General features: G+C 69.0%; 13 protein-coding genes. 3 read left to right on the top strand and 10 right to left on the bottom strand.

The features are described from left to right. The first annotated feature begins 208 nt into the window (after positions 1–208). Both ACUDCK_RS01550 and ACUDCK_RS01545 read left to right on the top strand, forming a co-directional pair. Complete coding sequence (locus ACUDCK_RS01550) at positions 209–1,702, top strand: DUF1254 domain-containing protein (protein ID WP_175167236.1); 1,494 nt, start codon at positions 209–211, stop codon at positions 1,700–1,702. A 77-nt stretch (positions 1,703–1,779) separates the two neighbouring features. After that, positions 1,780–2,277 carry an acyl-CoA thioesterase gene (locus ACUDCK_RS01545; RefSeq protein WP_054503644.1) on the top strand — a complete coding sequence of 166 codons (498 nt, stop codon included), beginning with the start codon at positions 1,780–1,782 and terminating at the stop codon, positions 2,275–2,277. A 356-nt stretch (positions 2,278–2,633) separates the two neighbouring features. Here the strand turns inward: ACUDCK_RS01545 and ACUDCK_RS01540 are convergent, their stop codons facing one another. From ACUDCK_RS01540 to ssuE, 7 genes are all read right to left on the bottom strand, one after another. Beyond that, the gene (locus tag ACUDCK_RS01540) at positions 2,634–3,647 is read right to left on the bottom strand and encodes a sterol desaturase family protein (protein ID WP_175167237.1); all 1,014 of its coding nucleotides are present in this window, start codon (positions 3,645–3,647) and stop codon (positions 2,634–2,636) included. 2 nt (positions 3,648–3,649) lie between these two features. Continuing rightward, positions 3,650–4,444, bottom strand: coding sequence for a polysaccharide deacetylase family protein (locus ACUDCK_RS01535; RefSeq protein WP_175167238.1), 795 nt, complete (start codon positions 4,442–4,444; stop codon positions 3,650–3,652). Beyond that, on the bottom strand, positions 4,428–5,408 hold the full coding sequence (locus ACUDCK_RS01530) for a YVTN family beta-propeller repeat protein (RefSeq protein ID WP_443609984.1): 981 nt from the start codon (positions 5,406–5,408) through the stop codon (positions 4,428–4,430). Before ACUDCK_RS01530 ends, ACUDCK_RS01535 begins: the two co-directional genes overlap by 17 nt. A 174-nt stretch (positions 5,409–5,582) precedes the next feature. Then, positions 5,583–6,458, bottom strand: a complete 876-nt coding sequence (locus ACUDCK_RS01525; RefSeq protein WP_054503647.1) for a DUF2950 family protein — start codon at positions 6,456–6,458, stop codon at positions 5,583–5,585. A gap of 23 nt (positions 6,459–6,481) precedes the next feature. Then, the gene (locus ACUDCK_RS01520; protein WP_175167239.1) at positions 6,482–7,783 is read right to left on the bottom strand and encodes a DUF3300 domain-containing protein; all 1,302 of its coding nucleotides are present in this window, start codon (positions 7,781–7,783) and stop codon (positions 6,482–6,484) included. Between the two features lie 119 nt (positions 7,784–7,902). After that, positions 7,903–8,118 (bottom strand): TOBE domain-containing protein, encoded by a 216-nt coding sequence (locus ACUDCK_RS01515; RefSeq protein WP_006227327.1) that lies wholly within the window; start codon positions 8,116–8,118, stop codon positions 7,903–7,905. A gap of 33 nt (positions 8,119–8,151) precedes the next feature. Then, entirely contained in the window at positions 8,152–8,745 is a 594-nt protein-coding gene (ssuE, locus tag ACUDCK_RS01510; protein ID WP_175167240.1) for an NADPH-dependent FMN reductase, read from the bottom strand. 183 nt (positions 8,746–8,928) lie between these two features. Here ssuE and ACUDCK_RS01505 point away from each other — a divergent pair, with 183 nt between their 5' ends. Further along, positions 8,929–9,366 (top strand): universal stress protein, encoded by a 438-nt coding sequence (locus tag ACUDCK_RS01505; protein WP_175167241.1) that lies wholly within the window; start codon positions 8,929–8,931, stop codon positions 9,364–9,366. 21 nt (positions 9,367–9,387) lie between these two features. Here the strand turns inward: ACUDCK_RS01505 and ACUDCK_RS01500 are convergent, their stop codons facing one another. Genes ACUDCK_RS01500 through ACUDCK_RS01490 form a run of 3 tightly spaced genes read right to left on the bottom strand, consistent with a single transcriptional unit; the run spans position 9,388 to position 12,380 of the window. Continuing rightward, on the bottom strand, positions 9,388–10,404 hold the full coding sequence (locus ACUDCK_RS01500; RefSeq protein ID WP_175167242.1) for a 2Fe-2S iron-sulfur cluster-binding protein: 1,017 nt from the start codon (positions 10,402–10,404) through the stop codon (positions 9,388–9,390). 11 nt (positions 10,405–10,415) lie between these two features. Then, positions 10,416–10,895: a GlcG/HbpS family heme-binding protein gene (locus ACUDCK_RS01495; RefSeq protein ID WP_054503652.1), complete on the bottom strand. Its 480-nt coding sequence runs from the start codon at positions 10,893–10,895 to the stop codon at positions 10,416–10,418. Positions 10,896–10,919: 24 nt separating this feature from the next. After that, a complete protein-coding gene (locus tag ACUDCK_RS01490) occupies positions 10,920–12,380 on the bottom strand; it encodes an aldehyde dehydrogenase family protein (protein WP_175167243.1) in 1,461 nt (486 codons plus the stop codon). Positions 12,381–12,432: the final 52 nt, after the last annotated feature.

Raw genomic sequence — 12,432 nt, 5'->3', positions numbered from 1 at the left:
TTTCCAAGGATTTGCAAGCAAGTATAGGCGCAGCGCGGGCGAGTTGCCATGCCTTGCGTCCCCGGAACGCAAAATCGGTCAATGAGAACGATTTACGCCCAGGATCGGCGTTTTTCGCGGATTTTGGATGATCGCGAGACTGCTACCATTGCCGACGGCGGGTTCCGGCCCGCTTTTCCGCCCGTCCCGCATTCCCGTTGGAGCGCCGATGCGCCGTCTTGCCCCCCTGGCCCTGTCCCTGTCGCTGGCCGCCCCCAGCCTGGCGCCCGTCCCCGCGACCGCCACGCCGGCGCTGAGCCCCGCCGCCGCCGCCACCGAGTCCGCCCGCGAAGCGGCGATGGAAGGCTATCTGTACTTCTATCCGCTGCTGACCCTCGACCTGACCCGGCGCCAGTTCACGCACCCCGCGCAAGGCGCCGACGGCGCGCCCGCCAACACCTTCCAGCACACGCGCACCCTGCCCCGCCCCGGCGCAGCCGCGCCCTGGGCCAACCCCGACATGCTGCGCAGCGCCGCCTGGCTCGACCTGACGGCGGGTCCCGTGGTGCTGTCGACGCCTGACAGCCATGGCCGCCTTTACACCCTGACCCTGCTGGACATGTGGAACGACGCCTTCGCCACGCTGGGCAAGCGCAGCACCGGCACGGCGCGCGGCAACACGGCGATCGTGCCGCCGGGGTGGAGCGGCACGCTGCCCTCCGGCATGCCGCGCATCGACGCGCCCACCGCCTACGTCTGGGCCCGCGTCCTGATCCAGGCCGACGGCCCGGCCGAGTACGCCGCGGTCAACGCGCTGCAGGACGGCTTCACGCTGACCCCGCTGGCGCAATGGAACCTGCCGCCGCAATCGCAGCGGATCAAGGCCGACCCCTCCCTGGATCTGAAGACCCCGGTGCGCGAGCAGGTCGATGCCATGCCGACCGACGCCTTTTTCGTCCGCGCCGCCGAGCTGCTGCGCCGCAACCCGCCGCACGCCACCGACCAGCCGGTGCTGGCCAAGCTGCGCCGGGTCGGGCTGATCCCCGGCCGGCCGTTCGATTTCGACAAGCTCGACAACCCGGTCAAGCAGGGCCTGCGCCGCGGCCTGCGCGAGGCGCGCGAACGCATGGAAGCCGCCGCTGGCGCCACCCTCAAGAGCGTCAACGGCTGGCAACTGGAGACGGCCAGCCTGGGCGCCTACGGCAATGCCTACCTGCGCCGCGCGCTGGCCGCCCAGGCCCAGCCGGGCTCGGGCCTGCCCGAGGACCTGACCGCATTGCTGCTGGCGGCCGACAGCCTGGGCCGACCGCTGGATGGCGCGCATCGCTATGTGCTGCATTTCGACAGCGGCCAGTTGCCGCCGGCCAGCGGCCTGTGGTCGCTGGCCGCCTATGACGGCCAGGGCCTGCCCATGGCCAATCCGGTGGACCGCTACTCGCTGGGGAGCCGCGATCCGCTGCAATACAACGCCGACGGTTCGCTCGACCTGGTGCTCAGCCGCGCCGCGCCGGAGCCCGGCGCCCAGGCCAACTGGCTGCCGCTGGCGGCCAGCGGCCCGGTCTACGTGCTGCTGCGCGCCTACGGCGCTGGCCCGGCGCTGTTGGACGGGCTGTGGACGCCGCCGCCCGCGGTGCGCGACGAGCCGGCGCCCGAACCCGAGGCGCAACCGGAGCCGGCGCCAGCCGCCCAGCCTCCGACGCCCGCGCCCGCGAAGAAACCCTGACAAACCTGCCGGGGACGGCGATATGACAGGGTTTCGCCACTACCATAGGCGTTTTGTCGCCGAGTAGAACGCCCGCCATGGACGAAGCCTTTAGCCACCAACTGTCGATGACCATCCTGATGACGCCCGATATGGCGAACTTTTCAGGCAATGTGCACGGCGGAACCATCCTCAAGTACCTGGACCAGGTCGCCTACGCCTGTGCGAGCCGCTACGCCGGCCAGTATGTGGTGACGCTGTCCGTCGACCAGGTCGTGTTCCGCGAGCCGATCCACGTCGGCGAGCTGGTGACCTTCCTTGCGGCGGTGAACTACACCGGCCGCACCTCCATGGAAATCGGCATCAAGGTGGTCACCGAGGACATCCGCAGGAAGCTGGTGCGCCACACCAATAGCTGTTACTTCACGATGGTGGCGGTGGACGACAACGGCGCCCCCACCGCGGTGCCGCCGCTGGCGCCGCGCAACCTCGAGGAAAGGCAGCGCTTCGAAGCCGCCCGCCTGCGCCGCGAGCTGCGCCAGGAAATGGAACGGCGCCACGACGAAATCAAGCGCGAAACCACCCATGAGGGGTGAATGCCCCCACGCCGCGCGTGCTTCGCACGCTAGCTGCCCCCCAAGGGGGCTGCCCGCCCTTGGGGCGGCCCGGCGGGCGGAAGGAAAGGGCCCCCACGCCGCGCGCGCTTCGCGCGCTAGCTGCCCCCCGCGGGGGCTGCCCGCCCTTGGGGCGGCCCGGCGGGCGGAAGGAAAGGACCCCCACGCCGCGCGCGCTTCGCGCGCTAGCTGCCCCCCAAGGGGGCTGCCCGCCCTTGGGGCGGCCCGGCGGGCGGGCGGCTATTCTTGCGACGAACGGCGTCCAGGTCACAGGTGAGCGGACATGAAAACCGGGCCTTGAGGCCCGGTTTTTTTTGGCGACGGCGCAACGCGGCGCGTCACGCGCCTTCGGCCGCGCCCGGCGGGCGCGATGGCGGCGCCGTCATGGCCGGTTCGCGGTCGCGGCCGACCATGCGCTTGAGGCCGAGCCACTGTTGCGACCAGAAGCCCTGGCCGTAGTCGCGGCCGCCCAGTTCCGGCTGCTGGTCATGGATGCCGGTGGGGCCATAGCCGACGCCGAAGCGGGCCGAGCGGAACAGTACGTCCCAGACCGGGAACAGCGCGGCGAAGTTGTAGCCGCCGGCCGGGCCCGGCGTCGAGGCGTCGTAGGCGATGGAATGGTGATGGCGGTGGAAACGCGGGCTGACCAGCAGGCGTTCGCCGATGGCGCCGAAGTGCATGCGCAGGTTGGCGTGCGAGAAGCTCTGCGCAAGCTGCGTGATGGCCACGATCGCCACGAACTGCGCGGGCGGCACGCCCACCAGTTGCGACACGAACACCACCACGACGTCGCGCAGCATGTCGTCCAGCAGGTGGTTGCGGTCGTCGCTCCACATGGTCATCTGGCGCTGGCTGTGGTGCACCGCGTGCAGCGCCCAGAGCCAGGCGAAACGGTGCTGGGCGCGGTGGTACAGGTAGTCCACCAGGTCGAACAGCAGCAGGTAGATGATCAGGCTGACCCAGGCCTGGTCGGTCACGCCGGGCCAGTACTGGTCGAGCTGGAACGGCGCGAAGCCCCAGATGTGCAACTGCCCGAAGATGCTGTCCCAGAACGGATCGATGGTGAAGAACAGCGCCAGGCGGAACACGCCCAGGCGATGGATCAGCGTGTAGAGCACGTCGATGCCGATCTGGCGGCGGTCGGTGACCGGCTCGACCGGGCGCAGGCGCTGCAGCGGGCCGAACACCAGCAGCAGCACGGCCACCTGCAGCAGGCCGACCAGCAGCCACATGGTGGCGTCGTAGCCGTCCTCGATGAAATTGCTCAAGCCCAGGTGGAACAGCGCCGGCTGCACCAGGGTTTCGAACAGCCATTGCTGGCAGTTCCCGAACCATTGACTAAGCGTATCCATGATCAGTGATGCGTGGCGATCCAGTCGCGGTAGGCGGGATGCGTATCCAAAGTGGCAAAACAATAGCCCTTGCGCTGCAGGCCTTCAATCAGCGGCTCCAGCACGGCGGGCGCCCAGGGGTCCTGGCGCGACCAGATGCCCAGGTGGGCCAGCAGGATGTCGCCGGGCTTGATGGTGCGCAGCGCCTGGTCCAGCAGCTTGGCGTTGGGGTACTTGTCGCTGGGCAGTTCGTCGCCCAGGAAGCCGGCCGGCGCCCAGCCCACGTGCTCGAAGCCGCAGGCCTTGGCCGCGCGCAACAGGGCTAGCGAGGTCTTGCCGCCCGGCGCGCGGTACAGCGGCAGCATCTGTTTGCCGGTCATCTGCGTGAAGCGGGCGGCGGAGCGCTTGATCTCGGCGCAGTACTGCTCGGCGGTCCAGGTCTCGCGCTTGCCCGTGTCGGGGCCGGCGCTGGGCTTGACGCGGAACTTGCCGTCCGGCAGGTCGCCCTGCCAGTAGACGTGGTCGTAGGTGTGCGAGCCGAACGCGTGGCCCTCGGCCGCGCGCGCCTTCCACCACGGCGCCCACTGGTCGTCCAGGCTGCTGCCGTCGGTCAGCGTGCGCTCGTTGGCCAGGAAGAACGTGACCTTGACGTGGTGGCGCGCCAGCACGTCGGCGATCAGCGGCGCCACGCCCATGTGGCCGGTGTCGAAGGTCAGGTAGACCGGCTTGTCACAGGACGCGGGGGCCGCCGTGGCGGCCTGCGCCGCCAGCGCCAGGCAGACGGCGGCGGCCAGTTGCCGTTTAGCGGGTCGGCGCATGGTTCAGCGTCCAGACGCCGTGCGGCGACTTGCCGACGTTGACCTGCTTGACGACTTTCTTCTGCTCCAGGTCGACCACGGTGAGCTTGCGGGCCCAGCGCGACGTGACCAGCAGGGTCTTGCCGTCGGCCAGCACGTCCATGCAATCGGGGCCGCCCGGCACCGGGAAGGTGTCGACCACGGCCAGCGTCTGCAGGTCGATGCGGCTGATGGAGTTGGCGGTGCGGTTGCTGACGAACAGGTGGCGCTGGTCGCCCTGGGCGCGGAAGGCGTGCGCGCCGGCGGCGGTCTTGATGCGCGAGATCAGCTTGGCGGGGCCTTTGCTGACGTCATAGGCCTCGACGTAGGAATCGCCGGTCAGCGCCACCAGCAGCGTTTTCTGGTCGGGCGTGAGGAACACGTCGGCTGGCGTCTTGCCCACGGAAACGGTCCACTTGGGCGTCTGCGTGGCCAGGTCGATGGCGATGAGCTGGTCGCTGTCCTGCAGCGTGACGTACGCCGTGGTGCTCTTGGCGTCGATCATGATGTGGCTGGGCGTCTTGCCGGCCGGGATGCGCTTGACCAGTTTCAGGTCGAAGCCCTTTTCCAGCGGCTTCCAGGCGTAGATGTCGATGTGGTCCAGGCGGTTGGCGGCCGTGACGAACCACTTCATGTCCGGCGAGAACTGCAACTGGTAGGGGTCGACGATGCCGGTCAGGGTGCGCTGCACCTCGCCGGTCTTGGGATCCATCAGCGTGATCGAGTCGCCGGTGGCGTTGGCCACCATCAGCGACTTCTTGTCAGGCGTGAGATACAGGTGATGCGGTTCCTTGCCCGTGGGGACGCGCCGCAATTCCGTGTACGTGGCGGGATCGACGATGCTGACGTTGGCGTCCAGGGAGTTCAGGACGAAGATCGGGGCCGACGCCGCGGCGGCGCTGAGCGCCATCCCTGCGCCCAGGATGGCGCAGCGGACAAAATGCAAGGGATTCAATTTCCAGGTCCGACAAAAGGGGATCGGGCACCGATCCCAGCGCTCGCCATTTTGGCATAGCCGCCTGTCAAAAAACCGTAAATCCGACCGTCCGGGCCATGCGACAGCCAGGTTGCGGCACGGCTACAACGCTCGCGCCGCCACACCTGCAACAATCGTAAAAAATCATTTGGCGCCAATGGGTTGCGGCGTGATGTTGTTCCAGGTTCCGAACGACACATCGGTGCCCTGGAGCGTGGCCGCGCGGCGTGCCGTGGCCGGGCCCAGGTCAGCCTCGCGCACCCCACCCCGCGCCCCGATAACAAAACTGCGGATGCCGGTATGCCCGTAGCGCGCGGGCCAGGCCAAGATCCCGTAGTCCTGCCCGTCGCGACCGGGCAGGACCTTGTAGCGATAGCCGTAGTAGGCGTCCGCCACCGGCACGTCCGGTCCCATCGCCAGCGCATCGGGGCCGAAGGCCTGCGGCGGGTAGCCGGGCAGTTCAGGCCAGTACAGTCCGTCCAGCGTGCCTGGCCGGCTCACCAGGCGGTCGGCGTAGCGGCCCTGGCCCACGCCGTCGCGGTAACGCGCCTGTGCCGCCTGCAACTCGCGCAGGGTGTCGATGGCGTTCAATTCGTTGCGGCCGATGCTGCGCCGCTGGATCTCCGCCTTGCCGGCGGCTGGATCGAAGCGCCATCCCCGCGCCACGCGCACAATGGGCACCGGCATGGTCCAGCCCGAATCGCCCACGCCCAGCCAGGCGCGCCGTTCGCCGTCGGCCACCACCTCGTGCTTGCGGGCCCAGGCGGCCAGGAAGCGGTAGACATCGTCCTGCCCGACCCCGCCAGGCACGATCTGGCGATGGTCCGGCCCCAACACCTTGGCGAGGGCCGCGGCATCGCTGGTAGCCAGCGCCTCGCCGAAGGCGTCGGCCGCGGCTTGCGGCGTGGGATAGACCGATTGCGCCACGGCGGGCGCGGCCAGCAGCGCCAGGGCCAGCCAGGCGGCGCCCGCAGCCCGGCGCGCCCATTGGCCGGGGGCACGGACGAGCGCATTCATCATCGAAACTCCGCTGATCATGGTGACTACCTCCGTCCGCCGAAATGTCCGCCACCGCCGCCGATATGACCGCCGCCTCCGCCATGCCAGCCTCCGCCCCCGCCGCGTGGCGCGACCCGGGACTCGCCGCCCCGCTGCACCTGCTGCCGCATGCGATCGCCATTGCCGGCGTCACGCAGGGCGCTGCCGCCGTTGTTGACGCGGGCGCGGTCGCGCGCGGCGGCCGCGTCGGCGCGCTGCCGCTGCGCCGCCGCCTGCCGGTCCTGCGCCGAAAGGTGGCCCGGCCCCTGGGCCCGCGTGCCCGCGCCGCCCTGCCCCAGGTTGCCGCCGCGCGGTCCGGTGTGTCCTTCGATGGGCTGGCCGGTGCGCCCCTGGAACGATTGCGCGGCGCGCTCGCGGGCCGCGTCGCGCGAGGCCGGCGCGGGCGTGGGCCGTCCCTGCGCCCGGTTCCGCAGCCCGGCCTGGCGCTGGCCGTCGAACTTCTGGCGAGTGGCCGCATCCGCGTAGGGCGCGTTGCCGCGGTTGGCGGCGTTATGCTGCCAGGCGACGTGGTTGCCGTTGATGTTGGCGGCGTTGATGCGCTGGTTGACGTTGATGTTGTTGTAGCGGTTGACGTTGATGTCCACGTCGTTGTGGCCCCAGTCGAAACCGCCCCACAGGGAATCGACCGCGGCCACGCCCAGCCCAAAGCCGATGCCGGCCACCAGCGAGGTGGCGAACACCGAGCCCGGCGGCGGCGGGTAATAGGCGGGAGGATAGGCCGGATACGGCCAGGCGCCATAGACCACGGTGGGGTTGTAGCTGGGCACGTAGATCACCTGCGGATCGGCCGGCTCGATCACCACCACGGTCTTGCCGCCGGTATCGGTCGAGGTGACCTTCTGCTGCGGCGTGCTCTTGAGGTTGCCGGCCTGCTTGGCCTGAGCCCGCAGCCGCTGCACCGAGTCCATGACGGCGTCAGGCTGCGCCAGGAAGGCGTCGCCCACCGATTTCACCCAGGCGGGCTGGCGCCCCATCATGTCCATGACCGAGGGAAACGCCACCAGCGACTTGACGCTGGGATCCCAGGATTCGCGCTCGACCGCCTTGACGGCCGCGTCGCCCGACTGGCCGGTATGCGCGGCCGACCATTGCGCCGCGGCGGCAATGTCGTCGGGATAGGTGGCCCCCATGAGGACCTGGGACAGAAGGGAGTCGGGGTAGAGCGCCACCGGCGCCAGCAGCTGGTCCAACTGCCCCTTGTCCAGCTTGGTCTGCGCCGTGGCGGGCAGGCAGATCGCCAACCCGAGGCACAGACAGCCGAGGAACCACGCTTGCAGTCGACGCATTTCCCGTTCTCCGTGATCGCAACGCAAAAGCCACAAACCTGGAGTGAACCGCCGGATACCGCGCAGACAATATATACCGAAACCGGCGCCGGACAAGCGCCGATTTCGGCGGCGGGCGCCTACAGCTTGGCGACCGAAACCTCGGTGGCCTTGACGAAGGCCAGCACCTCGGTGCCCACCTGCAGATCGAGTTCCTTGACCGAGCGGGTGGTGATGACGGACGTGACGATGCCGGCGGGGGTGTCCACGTCGACCTCCGAGACCACCGGGCCCAGGATGATTTCCTTGATCTTGCCGCGGAACTGGTTGCGGGCGTTGATGGATTGAATGCTCATGGTCCTGCTCCTGAAAAAAACCGCGGGTGAATTTCAGATACCGAAGCCGCCGGCCAGGGCGAGCTGGCCCAGGTTGAACGCCGCGGCGATCTGGCCGGGCGGCGGCTCCGTCAGCTCCGCCACCCGCTCGATGGATTCGTCCAGCCGCGCACGCACGTCTGCATCGATGAAAACCTCTCCCTCGCCGCCCAGCCGCACCTGCTTGTCGGTGGCATAGACCCCGGCCAGGATATGGCGCGCGCCCAACGCCGATAGCACCGGTTTGAGCCCATATTCCAGCGCCAACAGGTGCGCCGGGCTGCCGCCGGTGGCGATGGGCAGCACCACCTTGCCCGCCAACGCCTTCTCGTCCAGCAGGTCCAGCACGGCTTTCAGGCCGCCAGCGAACGAAGCTTTGTAGACCGGGGTCGAAATGAGTACGGCGCCAGCTTGCGACACACGGGCGCGCAGCGCCACAGCCGCCTCGCCGGCGTAATGGCCCTGGATCAGATCCTGCGCCGGAATGTCAAGCAAGCCCATCGCATCGACCACGCGTCCCAGAGTCTGCAAGCGCTCGCTGGCATGGCGCAGCAAGGCGGACGAGCGCGACCGCGCGGACGGGCTGCCGGCAAGAGCGAGAAGGCGCATTGGACGGGTTCCAGGGGATGACGAAGACGGGATGAGATGGGGACGAAGAAGGGATGGGGCGATTCTGTCATCGCCGGGCGGGCCGGGAAAATACTTACTCGGCATGAGGTTATGCGGGCCTGGGCACGGGCCTATACTGGATTCGCCCTTGCTGGACGTTCCTTTTCTCAAAGGAGACGCAACATGTACAGGCATCTGCTCATCGCCGTGGACGGCTCCCTGCTGTCCGAGTCGGCCTTCAAGAAGGCGCTCGTTTTCGCCAAGGAAATGAACGCCACCATCACCCTGCTGCGCGCCATCCCGGAGGATCACCTGACCGTCTACCAGGCGGAAATGCTGGGCGCCCACCAGCCGCAGCATACCGACCAGGCACGCAAGAACGCCACCGGCTACCTGGAAGGCCTGGAGGCCGAGGCGCGCCACGCCCTGGTGCCTTGCGAGAGCGCCGTGGTGGTCAACGACCACCCGCACGAAGCCATCGTCGACACGGCGCAGCAACGGGGCTGCGACCTGATCGTGATGGGGTCGCACGGCCGCCACGGCATGACCGGCTTCCTGCTCGGCAGAGAGACCCAGCGTGTGCTGGCGCGCACCAAGCTGCCGGTGCTGGTGTTCCGCTAGGGATCGCCGCGCGAGCCCGCGCTACGGCATCGCCGCCGTGGCCGGCGCATGCTGGAAGGTGAAGCTGTCGGCGTACACGTGGTCGAGGCTGGCGCCGCGCCCCGCCAGCAGCGTGGTCGCCTCGCTGATCATCGCCGGCGCGCCGCACAGGTAGAAAGCGTGTTCGGACAGGTCGCCGTGGTCCGCCAGCACTGCCTGTTGCACATGGCCGCGCCGGCCCTGCCAATCGGCGCCCGCGCGCGACAGCACCGGCACGAAATTGAACTCGTACAGGCGCCCGGCCCAGCCCGCGATCTGGTCGCGCAGATACAGGTCGGCCTCGGTCCGCATGCCCCAGTAGAGCGTCACCGGCGGGCAGTCGTCGTTGTCCAGCAACGATTCTAGGATCGCCTTGATCGGCGCGATGCCGGTGCCGGTGGCCATCATGATCATCGGCCGCCAATCTTCCTCGTGATAGCTGAACACGCCCAGCGGCGCCTCGATCTCGAGCGCCGCGCCCGGCCGCGCCTGCCCCAGCCACTGGTCGGTGTAGCGGCCGCCCGGAATGCGGCGCACGTGGAAATCCACCAGGTTGCCGGCGGGCGCCGAGGCCATCGAGAAGCTGCGGGTGGCGCCGTCGGGCAACACCACGTTCATGTACTGGCCCGGCGCGTAATCGAGCGGCGTGTCCGGCGGCAGCGCCAGCGTCAGGTGGATGACGTCGTCGCACAGCGCGGCGATGCGGTGCACGGTGGCGTCCAGGCGCCGCGGCTCGGCGAATTGGCGCGGGTTGGCGACGCTGATGCACAGATCGCTGCGCGGCCGCGCCTGGCAGGCCAGCGCATAGCCCTGGGCCGCCTCTTCCGGCGTCAGCGCCATCGGGAATTCTTCGTAGTCGACCGCCCCTTCGGCCAGCTTGATACGGCAGGTGCCGCAGCCTCCGAAGGTGCATTCGTGCGGCAGCCGCACCGAGGCGCGCTCGGCCGCCTGCAACACGGATTCATCCGGCGCGACCATGAAGGCCTGGCCGGTCTCGAGGATCTGGACACGGTATGCCATGACGACAGCGCCTATTTCTTGATGTCCGCCTGCACCAGCACCTTCAGGCCGCGCGGCTCCAGCATTTCGGCCAACGCCCCCAACGCGGCCAGGCCGGCCTGGGTGTCCTGCTCGCCGTTGCCGCCGCTCAGGCCCACGCCGCCGATGACCTCGTCGTTGACCACGATGGGAAAGCCGCCCACGAACGCGGCGAACCTGCCTTCGAAGCTCCATTGGATGCCGAAGGCTTCGTTGCCGGGCAGCGCCGGCCCGTTGGGGGGGGTGGTGAACAGGTGCGTCGAGCGCTTGTGGCCGGCGGCGGTGAAGGCCTTGTTCCAGGCGATCTGCGGGCCGGTGATGCGGGCGCCGTCCATGCGCTCCAGCGCGATCGGATAGCCGCCGTCATCAACGATGCACACCGATTCCAGCACGCCGATCTGTTCCGAGCGAGCGATGGCGGCGCGCACCATGAGGCGCGCTTCTTCGAGTTCCAGCCGATAGATCTGCTTCATGTTGCTTGACTCCAGGTAGGGCCGTCAGCCTGCGCGGTAGACGGTCTTGATCTGCGTGTAGAACTCCAGCCCGACCCGGCCCGATTCACGGAAGGTCGAGGTGCTGGAACTTTTCAGGCCGCCGAACGGCGCGTTGATGAGATTGCCGGTGGTGGTGCGGTTGATCTTGACGGTGCCGGCCTGGATGTCGCGGGCGAAGCGATGGGCGTAGCGCGCGTCGCTGGTGGCGATGGCGGCGGACAGGCCGTATTCGGTGTCGTTGGCGCAGGCGATGGCCTCGTCGTAGCCGTCCACCGCGATCAGCGCCAGCACCGGTCCGAAAATCTCCTCGCGCGCGATCCGCATCTGCTGCGTCACGTCGGTGAACAGGGCCGGCGTCACGTAATAGCCGCGCTCGAAGCCGGGACCGTCCAGGCGCTCGCCGCCGATCAGATGGGTGGCTTCCTGCTTGCCCAGCGCGATGTAGCTCAGCACCGTGTCGAGTTGTTTACGGGTGGCCAGCGGACCCAGGTCGAAATTGCCCTCCAGGCCATTGCCGATGGTCAGCTTGGCCATGCGCGCCAGCAGCTTCTCGGTGAACGCCGCCAGCACCTTGCGGTCGACCAGCAGCCGGCTGGTGCCGGTGCAGGCCTGGCCGCTGAGCGAGAACCCGCCCTTGACCGCCAGGTCCACCGCGCGATCCAGGTCGGCGTCGGCCAGCACGATCAGCGGGTTCTTGCCGCCCAGCTCCATCTGCGTGCGCGTGGTCAGGCCGGCGCCGCGGTGGATCTGCTCGCCAGCGGCGGTCGAGCCGGTGAAGGAAATGGCGCGCACCGCCGGCGCCGTGGTGATGGCCTGGCCCACCTTCGAGGCCGGTCCCGTCACGAAATTCAGCACGCCCGGCGGCAGGCCCGCCTCGACCAGCGCCTGCGCCAGCCGGTAGCCGGACAGCGGCGCGTCCGACGACGGCTTGAACACCACTGTGTTGCCGGTGATCAACGCGGGCGCGATCTTGCGCGCCGGAATCGAGATCGGGAAGTTCCACGGCGAGATCACCGTCACCACCCCCAGCGGCTCGCGCTGGCTGTAGACCACCATGTCCGGATCGTCGTTGACGAAGGTCTCGCCGGTGAACGACTGCCCTTCCACCGCGTAGAAACGCAGGGTCTGGGCCGAGCGCAGCACTTCGTCGCGGGCCAGCGCCAGGCCCTTGCCTTCCTCGCGAGTCAGTTCGCGCGCCACGCTGTCGGCGCGGTCCTCCAGCAGTTGGGCGGCGCGGAACAGGATGGCGGCGCGCTTGGAGATCGGCGTGTCGCGCCAGGCGGGAAAGGCGGCGGCGGCCGCCGCCACGGCGCGGGCGCCATCGGCCGCGTCCGATTGCTGGAACCGTCCCACCACGTCGGCGCTGTCGGCCGGGTTCAGGTTCGGCACTGTCGCGCCCGAGGCGCAGGCGACCCATTCGCCCCCGATGTGATTCAGAAATGCCTGCTGCGAAAGCTCGTCCACGGAAGTCCTTCCTTTGCCGGGCTGGCCGGGATGCCCGGAAATTGGCCGTCTG

The organism is Achromobacter sp. CF-sbj1-Ac2-l (assembly GCF_052698165.1).
The sequence above is the reverse complement of the archived record's forward strand: the minus strand, read 5'-3'. Positions and strand labels throughout refer to the sequence as shown.

Coding starts and splice junctions, on each gene's coding strand:
- ACUDCK_RS01520 (WP_175167239.1), bottom strand. CDS start 7,783: ATGCGTCGACTGCAAGCGTGGTTCCTCGGCTGTCTGTGCCTCGGGTTG.
- ACUDCK_RS01545 (WP_054503644.1), top strand. CDS start 1,780: ATGGACGAAGCCTTTAGCCACCAACTGTCGATGACCATCCTGATGACG.
- ACUDCK_RS01495 (WP_054503652.1), bottom strand. CDS start 10,895: ATGAAGCAGATCTATCGGCTGGAACTCGAAGAAGCGCGCCTCATGGTG.
- ACUDCK_RS01525 (WP_054503647.1), bottom strand. CDS start 6,458: ATGATGAATGCGCTCGTCCGTGCCCCCGGCCAATGGGCGCGCCGGGCT.
- ACUDCK_RS01550 (WP_175167236.1), top strand. CDS start 209: ATGCGCCGTCTTGCCCCCCTGGCCCTGTCCCTGTCGCTGGCCGCCCCC.
- ssuE (WP_175167240.1), bottom strand. CDS start 8,745: ATGCGCCTTCTCGCTCTTGCCGGCAGCCCGTCCGCGCGGTCGCGCTCG.
- ACUDCK_RS01540 (WP_175167237.1), bottom strand. CDS start 3,647: ATGGATACGCTTAGTCAATGGTTCGGGAACTGCCAGCAATGGCTGTTC.
- ACUDCK_RS01515 (WP_006227327.1), bottom strand. CDS start 8,118: ATGAGCATTCAATCCATCAACGCCCGCAACCAGTTCCGCGGCAAGATC.
- ACUDCK_RS01500 (WP_175167242.1), bottom strand. CDS start 10,404: ATGGCATACCGTGTCCAGATCCTCGAGACCGGCCAGGCCTTCATGGTC.
- ACUDCK_RS01535 (WP_175167238.1), bottom strand. CDS start 4,444: ATGCGCCGACCCGCTAAACGGCAACTGGCCGCCGCCGTCTGCCTGGCG.
- ACUDCK_RS01505 (WP_175167241.1), top strand. CDS start 8,929: ATGTACAGGCATCTGCTCATCGCCGTGGACGGCTCCCTGCTGTCCGAG.